14 protein-coding genes and 4 tRNA genes are annotated in these 14830 nt (G+C 39.0%); 7 read left to right on the forward strand and 11 right to left on the reverse strand.

What is annotated here, in order from left to right; genetic code table 11:
- The first annotated feature begins 6 nt into the window (after positions 1 to 6).
- A complete protein-coding gene (locus I6F53_RS11480; RefSeq protein WP_197160109.1) occupies positions 7 to 483 on the forward strand; it encodes an FKBP-type peptidyl-prolyl cis-trans isomerase in 477 nt (158 codons plus the stop codon).
- Positions 484 to 626: 143 nt separating this feature from the next.
- Positions 627 to 1163: a hypothetical protein gene (locus I6F53_RS11485; protein WP_197119590.1), complete on the forward strand. Its 537-nt coding sequence runs from the start codon at positions 627 to 629 to the stop codon at positions 1161 to 1163.
- Positions 1164 to 1184: 21 nt separating this feature from the next.
- Here I6F53_RS11485 and I6F53_RS11490 read toward each other — a convergent pair whose 3' ends face one another.
- Positions 1185 to 1709: a CIA30 family protein gene (locus tag I6F53_RS11490; protein ID WP_197239649.1), complete on the reverse strand. Its 525-nt coding sequence runs from the start codon at positions 1707 to 1709 to the stop codon at positions 1185 to 1187.
- Between the two features lie 67 nt (positions 1710 to 1776).
- Entirely contained in the window at positions 1777 to 2559 is a 783-nt protein-coding gene (locus I6F53_RS11495) for a hypothetical protein (RefSeq protein WP_197119588.1), read from the reverse strand.
- A gap of 157 nt (positions 2560 to 2716) precedes the next feature.
- On the opposite strand from I6F53_RS11495, the gene I6F53_RS11500 reads away from it, so the two are divergent.
- The 3 genes from I6F53_RS11500 to I6F53_RS11510 all read left to right on the forward strand — a co-directional run bounded on the left by I6F53_RS11500 (position 2717) and on the right by I6F53_RS11510 (position 5657).
- Entirely contained in the window at positions 2717 to 3700 is a 984-nt protein-coding gene (locus I6F53_RS11500) for an RDD family protein (protein ID WP_197119587.1), read from the forward strand.
- A 102-nt stretch (positions 3701 to 3802) separates the two neighbouring features.
- Positions 3803 to 4915 carry an AAA family ATPase gene (locus I6F53_RS11505; RefSeq protein WP_231615225.1) on the forward strand — a complete coding sequence of 371 codons (1113 nt, stop codon included), beginning with the start codon at positions 3803 to 3805 and terminating at the stop codon, positions 4913 to 4915.
- Positions 4908 to 5657 (forward strand): hypothetical protein, encoded by a 750-nt coding sequence (locus tag I6F53_RS11510; RefSeq protein WP_197239650.1) that lies wholly within the window; start codon positions 4908 to 4910, stop codon positions 5655 to 5657. Before I6F53_RS11505 ends, I6F53_RS11510 begins: the two co-directional genes overlap by 8 nt.
- Positions 5658 to 5680: 23 nt before the next feature.
- On the opposite strand, the gene lnt is transcribed toward I6F53_RS11510, so the two are convergent.
- The 5 genes from lnt to miaB are packed head-to-tail and all read right to left on the reverse strand — an operon-like array spanning position 5681 to position 11155.
- Positions 5681 to 7246, reverse strand: coding sequence for an apolipoprotein N-acyltransferase (lnt, locus tag I6F53_RS11515; protein WP_197119584.1), 1566 nt, complete (start codon positions 7244 to 7246; stop codon positions 5681 to 5683).
- Complete coding sequence (gene corC, locus I6F53_RS11520; RefSeq protein ID WP_165728904.1) at positions 7227 to 8111, reverse strand: CNNM family magnesium/cobalt transport protein CorC; 885 nt, start codon at positions 8109 to 8111, stop codon at positions 7227 to 7229. The genes lnt and corC overlap by 20 nt, the downstream gene beginning before the upstream one ends.
- 22 nt (positions 8112 to 8133) lie before the next feature.
- A complete protein-coding gene (gene ybeY / locus I6F53_RS11525; protein WP_002958542.1) occupies positions 8134 to 8592 on the reverse strand; it encodes an rRNA maturation RNase YbeY in 459 nt (152 codons plus the stop codon).
- 4 nt (positions 8593 to 8596) lie between these two features.
- Positions 8597 to 9655: a PhoH family protein gene (locus I6F53_RS11530; protein WP_197239651.1), complete on the reverse strand. Its 1059-nt coding sequence runs from the start codon at positions 9653 to 9655 to the stop codon at positions 8597 to 8599.
- Positions 9656 to 9706: 51 nt separating this feature from the next.
- The gene (gene miaB, locus I6F53_RS11535) at positions 9707 to 11155 is read right to left on the reverse strand and encodes a tRNA (N6-isopentenyl adenosine(37)-C2)-methylthiotransferase MiaB (RefSeq protein ID WP_165728902.1); all 1449 of its coding nucleotides are present in this window, start codon (positions 11153 to 11155) and stop codon (positions 9707 to 9709) included.
- 169 nt (positions 11156 to 11324) lie between these two features.
- On the opposite strand from miaB, the gene I6F53_RS11540 reads away from it, so the two are divergent.
- Positions 11325 to 12581 carry an FAD-dependent monooxygenase gene (locus I6F53_RS11540; protein ID WP_101216149.1) on the forward strand — a complete coding sequence of 419 codons (1257 nt, stop codon included), beginning with the start codon at positions 11325 to 11327 and terminating at the stop codon, positions 12579 to 12581.
- A 154-nt stretch (positions 12582 to 12735) separates the two neighbouring features.
- Positions 12736 to 14319: a putative bifunctional diguanylate cyclase/phosphodiesterase gene (locus I6F53_RS11545; protein WP_197239652.1), complete on the forward strand. Its 1584-nt coding sequence runs from the start codon at positions 12736 to 12738 to the stop codon at positions 14317 to 14319.
- Positions 14320 to 14360: 41 nt separating this feature from the next.
- On the opposite strand, the gene I6F53_RS11550 is transcribed toward I6F53_RS11545, so the two are convergent.
- The 4 genes from I6F53_RS11550 to I6F53_RS11565 all read right to left on the reverse strand — a co-directional run bounded on the left by I6F53_RS11550 (position 14361) and on the right by I6F53_RS11565 (position 14827).
- Positions 14361 to 14435, reverse strand: a tRNA-Gln gene (locus I6F53_RS11550).
- A gap of 38 nt (positions 14436 to 14473) precedes the next feature.
- Positions 14474 to 14558 (reverse strand) — tRNA-Leu (locus I6F53_RS11555).
- A gap of 71 nt (positions 14559 to 14629) precedes the next feature.
- Positions 14630 to 14704 (reverse strand) — tRNA-Gln (locus I6F53_RS11560).
- 38 nt (positions 14705 to 14742) lie between these two features.
- A tRNA-Leu gene (locus tag I6F53_RS11565) sits at positions 14743 to 14827 on the reverse strand.
- Positions 14828 to 14830 lie beyond the last annotated feature (3 nt).

The raw sequence follows: 14830 nt of genomic DNA on the forward strand, positions 1-14830 counted from the left end.
TTAATGATGATCAATATAATTTTGGCGGTAGTTATCGCCATTTTTTGTTTTTTAATATTTCAAAATAGTAAAAAAGCAAAACAACAAGCAGGCATAAATGCACAAATAGGGGCAGATTACTTAGCGGCTAACGCAAAAGTAGAGGGCGTGGTCGAAACCGCATCTGGCCTACAGTATAAAGTAATCCATAAAAGCGATAGTGAAAACACACCAACCCCAAAAAGTATGGTTAACGTGCATTACCACGGCACACTAATCGACGGCACTGTGTTTGACAGCTCAGTAGAGCGTAAAACACCGATTAGCTTTGGTTTGCACCAAGTTATTAAAGGCTGGACTGAAGGCTTACAACTGATGAGCCCAGGCGACAAATACACGTTATACGTACCGCATCAATTAGCGTACGGCGAAAAACGGGTAGGGAGTATTCCTCCTGCCTCAGTACTTATTTTTGAAGTAGAGTTACTGGCAATTGAGTCGTAATTTAATTCAAAGTAATTAATTGCTAAAGCCCTACTTTAATAAAGTGGGGCTTTTTGCTTTTAGCTAACAATAAAATTTACTCAAGGATTTTAATACGAGGTCGATACCTATAATAGTTACAGAGCTATTTTAGGGATAAAATAATGAAGATTTCACCGACTCCCATTCCATACCAAGTAAACAGCTCTAATACTCAACCTTTAGCGCAATCAGATAAACTACCTGTTGAAAAAGCGAGTGAAGAAAAGAGCGGGGAAGAGAATGAGGAAGAGCCAAAATATGTGTTATCTAAGTTTCTAGATACCAAAGCGCAAGAATACAGTGAAGATAACGCTACGTTTAGCAATCAATATAAAAACCTCGAAAAAGTATACAAGCACTTCACTGGGCGAGTTATTGCGCTGCAAGAACAAATTAACAAACTTAAACAAAGCCCAGCACAGCGAAGTTTAACCATCGATAGCAGCGCCAATGAGATAAATAAAAGTGATGCCAATTTAACTTTAGATGCAGAGCACCTAGGCTCTAAAAAATATAAAAATACGCAACAACAAGAGCAAATAGACATGCTAGAGCTGCAACTTGGAGAGTTGAAATCAGAGCAAGCGGCAGTAAAGCAACAAATGGTTGAGTTGGTTATTAGTGAAATGAAGAGACGGGGCGACGACTATACTATTTAGCGCCACCAACATGCTGGTGGGCTAGCTTTTAAACTCAATTTCACCCACTTCAAGTTTAAACTTACCTTCTTGCTTGCCTGCAATCATAAAGCCTAGTTGTTTAATATCATCAAAATCAATAGTTGGTTGTTGCTCAAGCATGCGACCGCGATACGTTAAAGTAAAATCACTTGGAGCAAAGTTTATATCTACCCATTCATTTTTTACTGTTTTAAATGAATGAGTGTACGCTGCGCCATCAAGAGAATTAGTTGTTCTGAGCCTAAGATGATAAGTTTGCCCGTCACCCTTAACACGCAGCGCTATAGCTTTAATATTTTGGCTTTGTGTATTTAGCTCTGTACGTATTGATGCAAAACCGCCGTTATTATCAAGCGAAACATTGCCTTCAAATATTAAACTTTTAGCAGTTTGGTTTACTTGGCTATTTGATACCCCACCCATTACTGAGTCGTTAACAACGTACCAGCGCTGGTTTGCATTAGCTTGTGCACTTACAACTAATAAATTAAATACAAAAAGTGATGATAGTTGTTTGGTGGTCATGGCTTACTCCTAAGTACTTTAAGTTTATCAATACGGATAAACATATTATTTGTTCACTTATTTAAAGCTAATTATTTTTACGGCTCCATTTTTTCATGATTTTTTCAAACATAATTTCTTTATCAGTTTTATCCTCAGGGCAGGGTTTACCGCTACCTTGAGGCATGCCATTACTACCAAATACGGTTGAAGTATCAATTAAATAGCATTTACCGTTAAATTTTTCTAATCGTCGTGTGCCTATTGTATTTTGGCTAATAACTTCCGATTTTTGTGATTTAACCGATGATTTAACCGATGATTTAACCGGTGATTTAATTGTGGGCGTGGCAGCTATTGCATCATCAGTACTATCTGAGTTGTCAGCTTCGCCAAAGGTGACCATTTTTTTACGTGTTAAGTTATTTATAGGCGCGCCATAAATAGGCGCATACGGGTTAAGTTTTTTAAACGTCTGCGTGTTTGTATCAATAGTTTGGGGAGTGGGTTGAGGTTTATTTGTAATAGTAGATTCTGCTACCTCAACTGGTTTTTCGTCACGTTGTTTGGGTGCTTTAATAGTCTGTGTTTGAGTTGTAGATACTTTATTAATGCTTACAGGTTCTGAAGCTAGTTCAGGTGCTTTTTTTACCTCTAACTTTGTAGGCTCAACGATCGGTGCGTTAGTGGTGGTGTTAACGGTGCTTAACTTAGGCAGTGTTGACAAGTTAACCATTACATAAGCGTTTATTACGATATCTTTTTTTGTTTGAGGCTCTTCAACCTTTATTTTTTGCGAAAGTAATAAGTACAGCAATACAGCATGTATACATAACGATATAGCCCACGGCCATGCATTCCCTTTATTCACACTTATTCCTCAACGTAATAGCTATGTTATGAGTTAATAAAATGCATTTAGTTCACATATAGTTAGGGGTTGTTATCAGTTTATTTACTTTACCTTGAGCAAAAAATAAAAAACGCGTAAGTTAACCGGGTTACCTATTTTAATAACAAGAATATAAATGAAAGCCAAAGAGATAGAACAATTAGAATTATCAAATTCTGAAACCCGAGAAGTTATTACACCCTACGCTTTTAAAATTGACAGTGCTTTACTAGGCTTGCCTTTGGCTACACCAAGTAGGCGTGCATTAGCGATAATAATTGATGTTGCACTTATATTTTTAGCCGCCAAACTCAGCGCGGCTTTAATAGCATTTGTCGCTGCAATGGCTTTTTATAAAGGTACGGCGCAACAGTACTTACCTAAAATGTCGTCGTTTTGGCGAAGAACCCTAAAAATTTTTGCAGCAAGTTTTTTATTTGTAAGCGCACTTACTGTGCTTTCAATTGGCATAGATTACCTAGAAGGCGATAACGCTGATCAAGCTTTAGCTGTTCAGGGCGTAAAAATACAAGATGAAATACAGCTTACCGCCACAGAAAAACAACGCGTAAATACTTATTTAGCGCAAACAGCCGATGACAGCTGTGAGCAACCTTGCCAACAAAGCGCGCTTGATAATTTAATAGGGCAAGTTCCCAAATTAGCAGAAATGGACGACCTACAAAGCCCACAACTTGCTACCGTACTTTTACAACTATTAGTACTCAGTGAAAATAACGAAATAAAGCCTGCACAGTTAATAGAAGAAAAACCTGCACAAACAAGCACAAATAGTATTTTGCAGTGGAGCAAAGGCATTATTCAAGACTTGGGCTTAGGTTTTGGCTGGGCTGCAGTTTACTTTACGTTGTTCTCGTTACTTTGGCGCGGCCAAACACCGGGTAAAAAGGTATGTAATATTCGTGTGGTTGCCTTAAGCGGTGAGCCATTAGGATTATTAGATTGTTTTGGTCGCTACGGCGGCTACGGCGCAGGCTTTGCAACGGGCTTATTAGGGTTTTTACAGATATATTGGGACCCAAACAGACAAGCTATTCAAGATAAAATATCAGCGACAGTGGTTATTAAAGGTAACTTGAATCATATAGAGTATTTATGAGTAATTTAGAATTATACTTTTTGTCAGTAGAGCCGTATTTTTTTTACGGCAAATAATTGCGTATGTTATAGTTCACTTAGGCAAGTAGATGGGATGTTCAATATGCTCGTAAAACTAACAGTAAAAAACTTTCGAAATTTTAAAGAACAATTTGAGATAGATCTTAGAAGTAATCGCTCTTACGAGTTTAATAATCATGCTATTAAAAATGATATCGTAGAGCATGGGGTCATATACGGTGTTAATGGCGGAGGTAAGTCAAATTTAGGTCTTGCTCTGCTCGATATTACTAATCATTTAACTGACAATAGCCCCAGTAGTGGGTTGAAGCTGAATTACCTAAATGCGAGCTCAAAAGAGGAACTTGCAGAGTTTACTTATGAGTTTGAAATAGAGAATAAACAGGTTATATATCAGTATGGGAAAGAAAAGTGTGACCTCACTATTTTTGAAAAACTAATCATCGACGGTAATGAAGTTGTATCATTTGATCGAAGAAGTTCGCCATTTGCAGACTTTCACCTTATTGGCTCTGAAACTTTAAAAAATGACTTTACGGGTAAAAACATTTCACCTGTAAAATTCCTAAAATCAAATGCTCTTCTAGCTTCAAATTCAATTAACTTAATATTTGAAAAATTCATTACGTTTGTTGATGGCATGGTTTTCTTTAGAACGCTTACTAAATCACAAGAGTTTTATGGGCAACCTGTGACTCCTCAACGTGTATCACAAGCAATAATAGAGCTAGGTAAGCTTAATGATTTTGAGCGTTTCCTAAATAAATCAGGTGTAGAATGTAAACTAAAAAAATCAGGCTCTAAAGGTGAAGAAATAATTGAGTTTGACTTTGGTAATCGAAGTATTGAATTTTCTCAAGCAGCTTCAACAGGCACAATATCATTAGGTAATTTTTATTATTGGTTTCTTAAATTAACATCGGGAGACATTTCTTTTGCTTACATAGATGAGTTTGATGCTTACTATCATTTCGCTCTGTCACGACAAGTTGTCGAGCTTATTTCTAGCACTTCGTGCCAAACTATCATAACAACGCATAATAGTACTTTAATGTCTAATAGCATTTTACGCCCCGATTGCTACTTTGTTTTGGAGGATAATAGTTTGAAGCCACTATATAAACTAACGGATAGAGAAATTAGAAAAGCTCATAACTTAGAGAAAATGTACCGTTCGGGAGCTTTTGATGAGTAGTTATGTACTCTTTATTTTTGAAGGAAAAGTAACAGAGCAAAATATTGCTAATAATCTTTGTAAATATATTTTAAATGAAGATGATAAAGTCATTCTTCGTGCATCCTACGGATTTAATTTATACCAATTACATAAAGAAATATCTAAAGATGAATATTTCGATACTTATGGAATTATTGTCGAACAGTTAAAAGTTAGAGAGAACTTAAGGCCTGAGGAAATTAAAGTATTAGACATAGATGATCCAAGTAAAATAAGTGATATTTACTTATTTTTAGACTATGACTGTCATTGTAGTAATGCTGATGATGTAAAATTAGCACAGATGCTTGAAACATTTAATGACCCGCAAGACTTTGGATTATTATGTGTGAGTTACCCAATGGTTGAAGCTATAAGACATCAAAAAAATACAGATTATCAAGAGGAACTATATCCAAGGAGTCAACTAAACAGCTATAAAAACTGGGTTAAAAAAGAACGTGAATTAGATAAAAAATATCATAATTGGGGTCTATATGACTCTCAAATATGGGTTGAAATTATAAAGCAGCATTTGGCTCGTGCAAACTTTTTAGTAAATGACACATTGACGTTACCTGAGTCTGTTTTAAAGCAAGATTTGATTTTTTCCAAACAACAAGATAAGCATTTTGAGCAGAATAATGTCGCAGTAATATCCTCTTTCCCATTGATGCTACATGATTATTATGGGAAAAGTTTGATGGAACATTTTGATTAAATCATTATAAAAAAGAAGCTTTTTTATAATGATTTGTCTTTTACTTTAAACCTAGCCCCAAACCCAACAACACCCAGCAACAACACAAATCCCCATACAAACACATTGCCGTATTGGCTGTACACGCTGTCGCCTTTTATAAGCTTAATGTTGGCTTTTAATGTAGTAGCTTCAAACTGAGGCATGGTTTGTTGTGTGTGGCTTATAGGGTCGTATACGGCGCTTACACCATTGTTAGTAACACGCACTAGAGGGCGTTGTAGTTCGAGCGCGCGCATACGGGCTATTTGCATATGTTGCAAAGGCCCAATGGAGTCGCCAAACCAGGCATCGTTACTTACAGTAAAGAGTAGGTCGGAGTCGCTTTTGTAATTACCGCGTACTAAGTCGGCAAAAACAATTTCGTAGCAAATAGCGGGTAGTAGGTTAAAGCCATTGGCGCGTAAGTTGTTTTGCACTTTGTCGCCACGCGTAAACGACGACATAGGTAAATCGAATAACGGGGCAATAGGGCGCAGTAAATCTTGAAACGGTACAAATTCGCCAATGGGTAATAGCTGGTGTTTTTGATAGCGGTTTTTATCTAGGTAATGGTAATGCCCGTGCTCGTCGTCGCGTTCTTTATTACCGACCACAATAAGTGTATTGAATATGTTTTTAGTATCGCGTTGGTAGTCAACAATACCGGTTACAAGGGCGGTTTTATTAAATGATGCTGCACTGTCTAAGTTAGCTAGGTACGAGTCGGCAAGCATTTCTATTTCAGGCACTGCGGCTTCGGGCCAAACTATTAAGTCGGCATCCCAATGTGGGCGTGTCATGTCTTGATATTTACTCATGGTGGTCCAAAACTCACTTGGCTCAAAACGCAGGTGTTGTTGTATGTTCCCTTGAACGAGTAATACCGACATGTTTTTATCTGTGTAATTAATACTGCCTGTGGTATTTGCGCCTGTAAAAATAAGCGCAACAGCAGTGGCCGTAACAACAGGGGTTTTAAAATCTTTTTGGGTTAAGCGATAAAGTGCAAAACCAATTGCTATACACACGAGGGTTAAGCCAAACTCGCCAATATAAGGGGCAAGCAGTCTTAGTGGGCCGTCGGTTTGTGTGTAGCCAAAACTTAGCCACGGAAAACCTGTAAGTACTGTTCCGCGTAAATATTCACTAATTGCAAAGCAAGCAATGAGTAATGCACCAAAGCTTTTAGGGCCAGTGGCAAAGCGTGTGGTTGCCCAAAAGGCAAGTGCGGGAAATAACGCTAAGTAGGCGCACAAAAAAGCCATTAATGAGAGTGACGCTATAAGCGGCATTCCGCCAAAGGTGGCAATAGAAACATGGACCCAGCTTATACCTGCACCAAACCAACCTAGACCAAATATAAAGCCATATTTAGCAGCGGTTTTTGCGTGTGCTTTACCGGTATTATTAGGGTTAATGCAAAAAATTATGGCACCAAGGCTAATAAATACAATGGGCCAAATTTCAAAGGGGGCATAGCCAAAAGTTAAAACAAGGCCCGCAACCAGTGCGAGCCATGCTTTTTTATCTTTTGCTAATAGGGTAAGTCTAGTTAGCAGTTTCTTCACTGTCGTTATCATCATCCTTAGGAACGGTGACTTGCAGTTGCAAAATACGACGATTGTCGGCGTTGGTTACTTTAAATTGGTAACCTTCTATGTCAATCGTTTCACCACGGCTTGGCATGTGGCCAAATGCGTGCAGTACAGTTCCACCAATAGTATCGGCTTCGTCTGTGCTGTAACCTGTTTTAAAATGCTCGTTAAAGTCATCTACAGGTGTGAGTGCTTGCACTACGTGAACATGTTTAGCAAGTCGACGAATATCTTGATGTTCTTCTTCTTCGTCGTGCTCATCTTCGATTTCGCCAACAATTATTTCAAGAATATCTTCAATCGTTACTAAGCCCGATACGCCGCCGTATTCGTCAATAACAACAGCCATATGGTAGCGTTGCTGACGAAATTCGTTTAGCAGTGTATCAACACGTTTGCTTTCAGGTACTACCATTGCTGGGCGTAAATAATCGCGTATTGATGGTAAGTGCTCGTCTTTATTTAAGATCAGTGGCAATAAATCTTTAGCGAGCAAAAAACCTTCTACATGATCTTTATCTTCAATCACCACCGGAAAGCGTGAGTGAGTTGAGTCAACCATCATTGGAATTAGCTCTTCAAGCGGTTTGTCGATCTCAAGAGTGATCATTTGTGAGCGCGGAACCATTATGTCTCGCACTTTAAGCTCAGACACGCCAAGCACACCTTCTATCATCTCTTTTGTTTCTGGATCGATTACGTCTCGTTCTTGCGCATCGGCAATAACTTCGACCAGCTCTTCTCTATTCTGGGGTTCCCCTTGCAACATTTGAGCTATTCTGCCCAACCACGTTTTGCCAGAAGAACCCTGGCTAGATTGCGAGTTACCGTCGCTCATTGCGTCTAATTGCTCCGTTAATTTAAATATCGTCCCGGTATGGGTCTGCTATGTTCAGCTCTGCAAGTAATTGCTTTTCTATGCTTTCCATCTCTAAAGCATCGTCACTCTTTATATGGTCAAATCCAAGCAAATGCAAGCATCCGTGAATAACCATGTGAGCAAAGTGGTCATGAAATGACTTCTCTTGCTCAATTGCTTCAGCTAATACAATGGCTGGGCAAATAATTAAATCACCAACCAAGGGAATATCTATTCCTGGTGGTGCTTCAAATTCGAACGACAGTACGTTGGTCGGTTTATTTTTACCACGATAGTCGTTATTAAGCTGTTGCGATTGCGCTTCGTCACTAATAACAATACTGAGCTCTGACTCATCACGATATTGGCTAAGGGCTTTGTCGGCCCACAGTGCAAATTGCTCTTCGCTTGGGAGGTTGTCAAACTCACACGCTATTTGTAAATCAAGTTCGGTTGTCAAAGTATTACTCTTTAGTAGTAGGCTGTTGAAGAGCAGCAAGTGCGTCTTTTGCATTTTGCTTTTCAATGCGCTTTAGTCGCTCGCTTTCGTCGTTACGCTCGTAGGCTTCAACTATGCGTGCTACAACAGGGTGGCGTACTACGTCTTGGGCTTTAAAGTAGTTAAAGCTAATTTCGTTTACACCATCAAGTACTTCCATTGCATGGCGAAGGCCTGAGCGTGTACCACGTGGTAAATCAACCTGTGTAATATCGCCTGTAATAACCGCTTTTGAGTTAAACCCTATGCGAGTTAAAAACATTTTCATTTGCTCGGCGGTGGTATTTTGGCTTTCATCTAAAATAATAAAGGCATCGTTTAAAGTACGTCCGCGCATGTAAGCAAGCGGAGCGACTTCAATGATATTTTTTTCGATGAGCTTTTCTACTTTTTCAAAACCTAGCATTTCAAAAAGCGCGTCGTAAAGAGGACGCAGGTATGGGTCTATTTTTTGACTTAAATCGCCAGGTAAAAAGCCAAGCTTTTCGCCGGCTTCTACAGCAGGACGCGTTAGTAATATACGGCGTATTTCTTGGCGCTCAAGGGCATCAACGGCGGCAGCAACGGCAAGGTAGGTTTTACCAGTACCAGCAGGGCCAATACCAAAGGTAATGTCGTGGTTTAAAATATTAGCCACATAAACACCTTGGTTATCGTTACGTGGTTTAATAACACCACGGCGCGTTTTAATCACCATTTCTTTGCCATAAGCGCTGCTTGATGCGTCTTGCTCTAAGGCTTTTGATTCGGTAATAGCTAAATGAACGGCGTCGGGTTCTATTTCGCCTAACACACCACGAACTGGCTGAGTATCAACATAAAGGTTTTTTAAGATTTCTAAAGCGCCGGCGCAGTTGTGTAATTTGCCGGTTACTTTAAAAAAGTTGTCACGGTGAATTATTTCAACAGCCAGATGGCGTTCAATTTGTTTGATGTTTTCGTCAAACGGGCCACATAAAGAAGAAAGGCGTTTGTTATCGGCAGGTTCTAAATAAATCTCTAACGTTTTTAACTGATTACTCAAAATTGCTTCCTATAGTACTGCGCCAGTGTTAACTGGCGCTAATAATTTTGACTAAGGAACGAAAGTAGCTACGCCAATTTCGTTAACAGTGTCTGGTTTTGGCTCTGCAGCTGCAGCTTTAGTTAAAATAGCTGAAGGCGCGATTTCACGTCGTAAGTTCATTTCTGATTCTGTACGAATTAAGTCACCACGTAAAGAATTAGGTAGTGCTTCGGTAATACGTACGTCAACAAACTGTCCGATCACTGTGTGTGGGCCAACAAAATTTACTACACGGTTATTTTCGGTACGGCCACGTAATTCCATTGGGTTCTTTTTAGAAGGACCTTCAACAAGTATACGTTGCTCTGTATCGAACATTTGGCGGCTAATTTGCTGCGCCATTTGTGTAATACGATTTTGTAGTAAGTATAAGCGTTCTTTTTTCTCTTGCTCTGTTACGTCATCTGGCAAATCTGCCGCTGGCGTACCTGGGCGTGCACTGTAAATAAAGCTAAAGCTCATATCAAAACCAATGTCGCTAATAAGCTTCATGGTTGCTTCAAAGTCTTCTTGGCTTTCGCCTGGGAAACCAATAATGAAATCTGACGACATGCTTAAGTTAGGACGAATTTTACGTAACTTACGAATAGTCGATTTGTATTCAATTGCCGTATGGCCACGTTTCATTAGGTTTAATATACGGTCTGAACCACTTTGTACTGGTAGATGTAAGTGATCTACAAGCTCTGGTACATCGGCGTAAACGTCGATGATATCAGGTGTAAATTCTACCGGGTGCGATGTGGTGTAACGGATACGGTCAATACCATCAATAGCTGCAATAAGACGAATTAAATCTGAGAAGTAACAAATTTCGCCATCGTGCGTGTCACCGCGGTATGCATTTACGTTTTGGCCAAGTAGGTTTACTTCACGTACGTTTTGCTCTGCAAGTTGTGCAATTTCAAGTAGTACGTCATCTACTGGGCGGCTAACTTCTTCACCGCGAGTGTACGGTACAACACAAAAAGTACAGTATTTAGAACAGCCTTCCATAATTGATACAAACGCAGATGGGCCATCCGCTTTTGGCTCTGGCAGGCGGTCAAACTTTTCAATCTCTGGGAATGAAATATCAACAACCGATGAGCCTTTGTTGCCTTGCACTTGTTTAATCATTTCTGGTAAACGGTGTAGCGTTTGCGGGCCAAAAATAACATCTACAAATGGTGCGCGTTGGCGAATAGAGTCACCTTCTTGTGAGGCAACACAACCACCTACACCAATTATTAAGTCTGGCTTGTCGTCTTTTAACAACTTCCAACGACCTAACTGGTGAAATACTTTTTCTTGCGCTTTTTCACGAATTGAACAGGTGTTAAGTAAGATTACGTCGGCATCTGTTGCATCATCAGTTAGCTGGTAGCCGTTGGTGGCATCTAAAAGTTCAGCCATTTTCTGAGAGTCGTATTCGTTCATCTGACAACCCCAGGTTTTAATATGCAGCTTTTTGCTCATTGAAATATTGCCTCGTGTTCAATTCGATAGTGGCACAAAAATGTGCTAGAAACAGGATTAAGGAGCAAGTATGCTCACTTAAAGGAGGCGTATTTTAGCTGGATACCCGCCCAGATCCAAGTATAGTTTTCATGTTTGTGATCTCAAATCAATACAGGGCGAGTTTAATGTGCTGTTAGGGATATCCTCTGGTATAAAACAAATTAATTTTGATACAATCAAAACAGACTCAAGTAATAATAAAATGATGAAAAACATGACCAAAAATAATGTGATAGTGGTTGGCGGGGGCATGGTTGGCGCAGCTATGGCGATAAAGCTGGCTCAGCAAGGCTTTGGCGTGCGCATAATTGAAAAACACCTAATAGACCCATCGCACATTCTTAGTAGCGATAAGGTGGATATTAGAGTGTCTGCCATTAATCGTTTTTCAGAAAATTTACTTGATGAATTAGGGGCAATGCCTCTTTTAAGGCAAAACCGCATAGCACCTTATCAACAATTAGAGGCTTTTGAGCGCGGTGGTGACAATTTATTATTTGATTGCGCCGACATAAACACGACACATTTAGGCCACTTGATTGAAAATAGTTTAATTCAAGCAAGTTTGTGGCAGCAATTTGGGCATTATAAGATTGAGGTTATTGAGCAGTCATTGCCGGTAACTAAAATAGAGCAAACGGATGATTTAATTACGCTTGTGTATGGTGATCAAACCTATACGGCTGATTTAGTAATTGCCGCCGATGGTGGGCAATCGCAGCTGCGTGCTAAAGCTAATATTGGTATTACGGGTTGGCAGTACCAACAGCATTGCATGGGGGTATTAATTAAACTCGATGCACCGCAACAAATTAAAACATGGCAACAGTTTACACCAAGTGGGCCATTAGCATTTTTACCAATGCAGGCACCGTACGCTAATTTAATTTGGTACGACGATGCAAATACATTGCAAGCATTTAAAGGGCTAAGCCCAACTCAGTTAAAAACGCACATTCTGAATAAATTCCCAGAACTTGCTGGAGACTTTGAAGTACAGACCCATGCAGTATTTCCGCTTACTCGCCAACATGCGAATAATTATTCGCAAGGGCGCTTGGTTTTAGTGGGCGACGCTGCACATACAATTAATCCCCTTGCAGGGCAGGGCGTTAATTTAGGTTTTCAGGACGTAGTGGCACTTGCTGAGGTTTTAAACGAAGCAGGAGATATAGGTTGCCCACTAAAACTTAAAGAATACGAGCGAGCTCGCCGCAGGGCTAATTTATTAATGATGAGCATGATGGACGCGTGTTACTTTGGGTTTTCTAATCAAATTACGCCACTTAAATGGGCACGCAGCCAGTTTTTAAAAATGGCTAATAATACGGGGCCAATAAAAAACTGGGTTTTAAAATACGCAATTAGCGGTGATTTAGGCTAAATTTAAAGTAGATATTAGAAAGGCTCATTTATGAGCCTTTTTTTATGTCTGTTTTTAAGTCAGCAAATAGTGACTCGGCTATATTGAACACGGTTTTAATTTAACTGGTGTTACATCACTAAATCGCAATTTAATAACTTTAAAGAGCCTGTGTGTGGATAATTTTTTTACAGTAATGATTATGTTAGGTGTGCTGCTACTTGTAGCTAGCCTAAAAACAACGATTAAAGTATGTAAAAAAACAGCGCAGTTAGCGTGGACTATATTGTTATGCGCCATTATTAGCTTTATTTTTGGCTATTGGTGGGTACTTTATTACTTTTCTAACTACGCTATTGCACCTGTAGTGATGAATATGGTCGCTATGTTGTTATTTGGTGGAGCAGGGTTTGTTTATTTAGTGATTAAACTGAGTTTAAAAAGTATTGTTAAAATAGAGCAAGCAACCCAGTATCAAAAATATCAAACAGAGCACGATAATTTAACAACCTTACCTAACCGCGATAAATTCTTTAAATCTTTGAATAAACAAGTCGAATACTCCTCTTCATTCGCGTTGTTCTATATTGATTTAAGTAACTTTAAACAAATTAATGATGCGTTTGGTCATCAATGTGGCGATCAACTATTAGCAGTGTTCGCTAATAAACTAAGCAAAGACTTGTGCGGAATTGCTAAATTATATCGAATAGGAGGTGATGAGTTTGCATTTTTACTGCATACCGATGCGGATGAAAGTATGGATTACTGTGTAAATATTATAAATTCAGCTGTTAAAGCTCCATTTTGTACGAATGAGCAAATAGTTAAAATACAATTAAGTATAGGCGTAAGTCGTTTTCCTCATGATAGCCGATTACCCGATCAGTTATTAAAAAAAGCCGACTTGGCACTGCATGAAGCTAAAAAAACATTTCAACCTTTAGTAAATTACTCATCTGCAATAGGTAAACGAGCAGACGACTTTTTTGATTTATCAGCCAAAATTAAAGTGGCATTACATAAATGTGAGTTTGAACTTTATTTACAACCCATAATGGACTCTAAAGATTTACAATTACATGGCCTAGAAGCGCTTATCCGATGGCCGCAAGATGATGGCAGCTTTATTAGCCCTGAAAAGTTTATAACCGTAGCTGAGCGTACAGGGCTTATTTTTGTGTTATCGAAATGGGTTGTACAAGAAGCGGTTAACCATATTAGAAAACTCAAACTGTTTGGCTTCATCGGTACTATACATGTCAATTTATCAACGAAAGATATTGAGAGTAGTGAATTTTACGATTTTATAATTAACTTACTTACAACCGATCCTACTTTAAGTGACTCACTAATATTTGAAATTACTGAAGGTGCAATGATGACAAATATTCCGGCTGCAAGAAAAATGATGCAGCAGTTGAGTATGCGCGGGTTTAAATTTAGTGTTGATGACTTTGGTACTGGCTTTTCATCATTGTCGTTATTAAGAGAGCTGCCAATTAATCAAATAAAAATAGATCAGTCGTTTATCAAAGATATGCTCATTAACCCACCAGATTATGCCATTGTTGAGTCTACATTATTTTTAGCGAGTCGATTAAATTGTGATGTAGTAGCTGAAGGAATAGAAACAAAAGAGGTAGAGCAAGCGCTATTAGGTATGAACTGTGATTATTTGCAAGGGTATTTATATAGTAAACCGATAACAATAGATGAATTTATAAGTGTTTATTTAAATGCAGAAAAAGTAGGTTGAATTTAGTAAGTATTGAGGAGTTTTAGAAAAGGGAGTCAAATTGGCTGGGATACCAGGATTTGAACCTGGGAATGCCAGGATCAAAACCTGGTGCCTTACCGCTTGGCGATATCCCAACTATAAATTCTTTATAGTTTTAGTTCTTAAAAGAACATGGTGCGGAAGGAGAGACTTGAACTCTCACAACCTAAGTTACTGGAACCTAAATCCAGCGCGTCTACCAATTCCGCCACTCCCGCATCACTAATTTGCTAATTTAAACTCTAAGCTAGAGTAATTCTTTTATCCAACTTTCCTTGGTAGAAGAAGTTGGCTGGGATACCAGGATTTGAACCTGGGAATGCCAGGATCAAAACCTGGTGCCTTACCGCTTGGCGATATCCCAACAAAGAATTCTTTATAATTTTAGTTCTTATCAAGAAATGGTGCGGAAAGAGAGACTTGAACTCTCACAACCGAAGTTACTGGAACCTAAATCCAGCGCGTCTACCAATTCCGCCACTCCCGCATC

It is taken from the genome of Pseudoalteromonas sp. SWN29 (genome assembly GCF_015864465.1).
In the GTDB taxonomy this organism is placed as follows: domain Bacteria; phylum Pseudomonadota; class Gammaproteobacteria; order Enterobacterales; family Alteromonadaceae; genus Pseudoalteromonas.

Excerpts from the sequence above, each read along its gene's own strand:
- corC (WP_165728904.1), bottom strand. The coding sequence starts at position 8,111 with ATGAGCGACGGTAACTCGCAATCTAGCCAGGGTTCTTCTGGCAAAACG.
- I6F53_RS11500 (WP_197119587.1), top strand. The coding sequence starts at position 2,717 with ATGAAAGCCAAAGAGATAGAACAATTAGAATTATCAAATTCTGAAACC.
- miaB (WP_165728902.1), bottom strand. The coding sequence starts at position 11,155 with ATGAGCAAAAAGCTGCATATTAAAACCTGGGGTTGTCAGATGAACGAA.
- I6F53_RS11480 (WP_197160109.1), top strand. The coding sequence starts at position 7 with ATGATCAATATAATTTTGGCGGTAGTTATCGCCATTTTTTGTTTTTTA.
- I6F53_RS11505 (WP_231615225.1), top strand. The coding sequence starts at position 3,803 with ATGCTCGTAAAACTAACAGTAAAAAACTTTCGAAATTTTAAAGAACAA.
- I6F53_RS11490 (WP_197239649.1), bottom strand. The coding sequence starts at position 1,709 with ATGACCACCAAACAACTATCATCACTTTTTGTATTTAATTTATTAGTT.
- I6F53_RS11510 (WP_197239650.1), top strand. The coding sequence starts at position 4,908 with ATGAGTAGTTATGTACTCTTTATTTTTGAAGGAAAAGTAACAGAGCAA.
- I6F53_RS11485 (WP_197119590.1), top strand. The coding sequence starts at position 627 with ATGAAGATTTCACCGACTCCCATTCCATACCAAGTAAACAGCTCTAAT.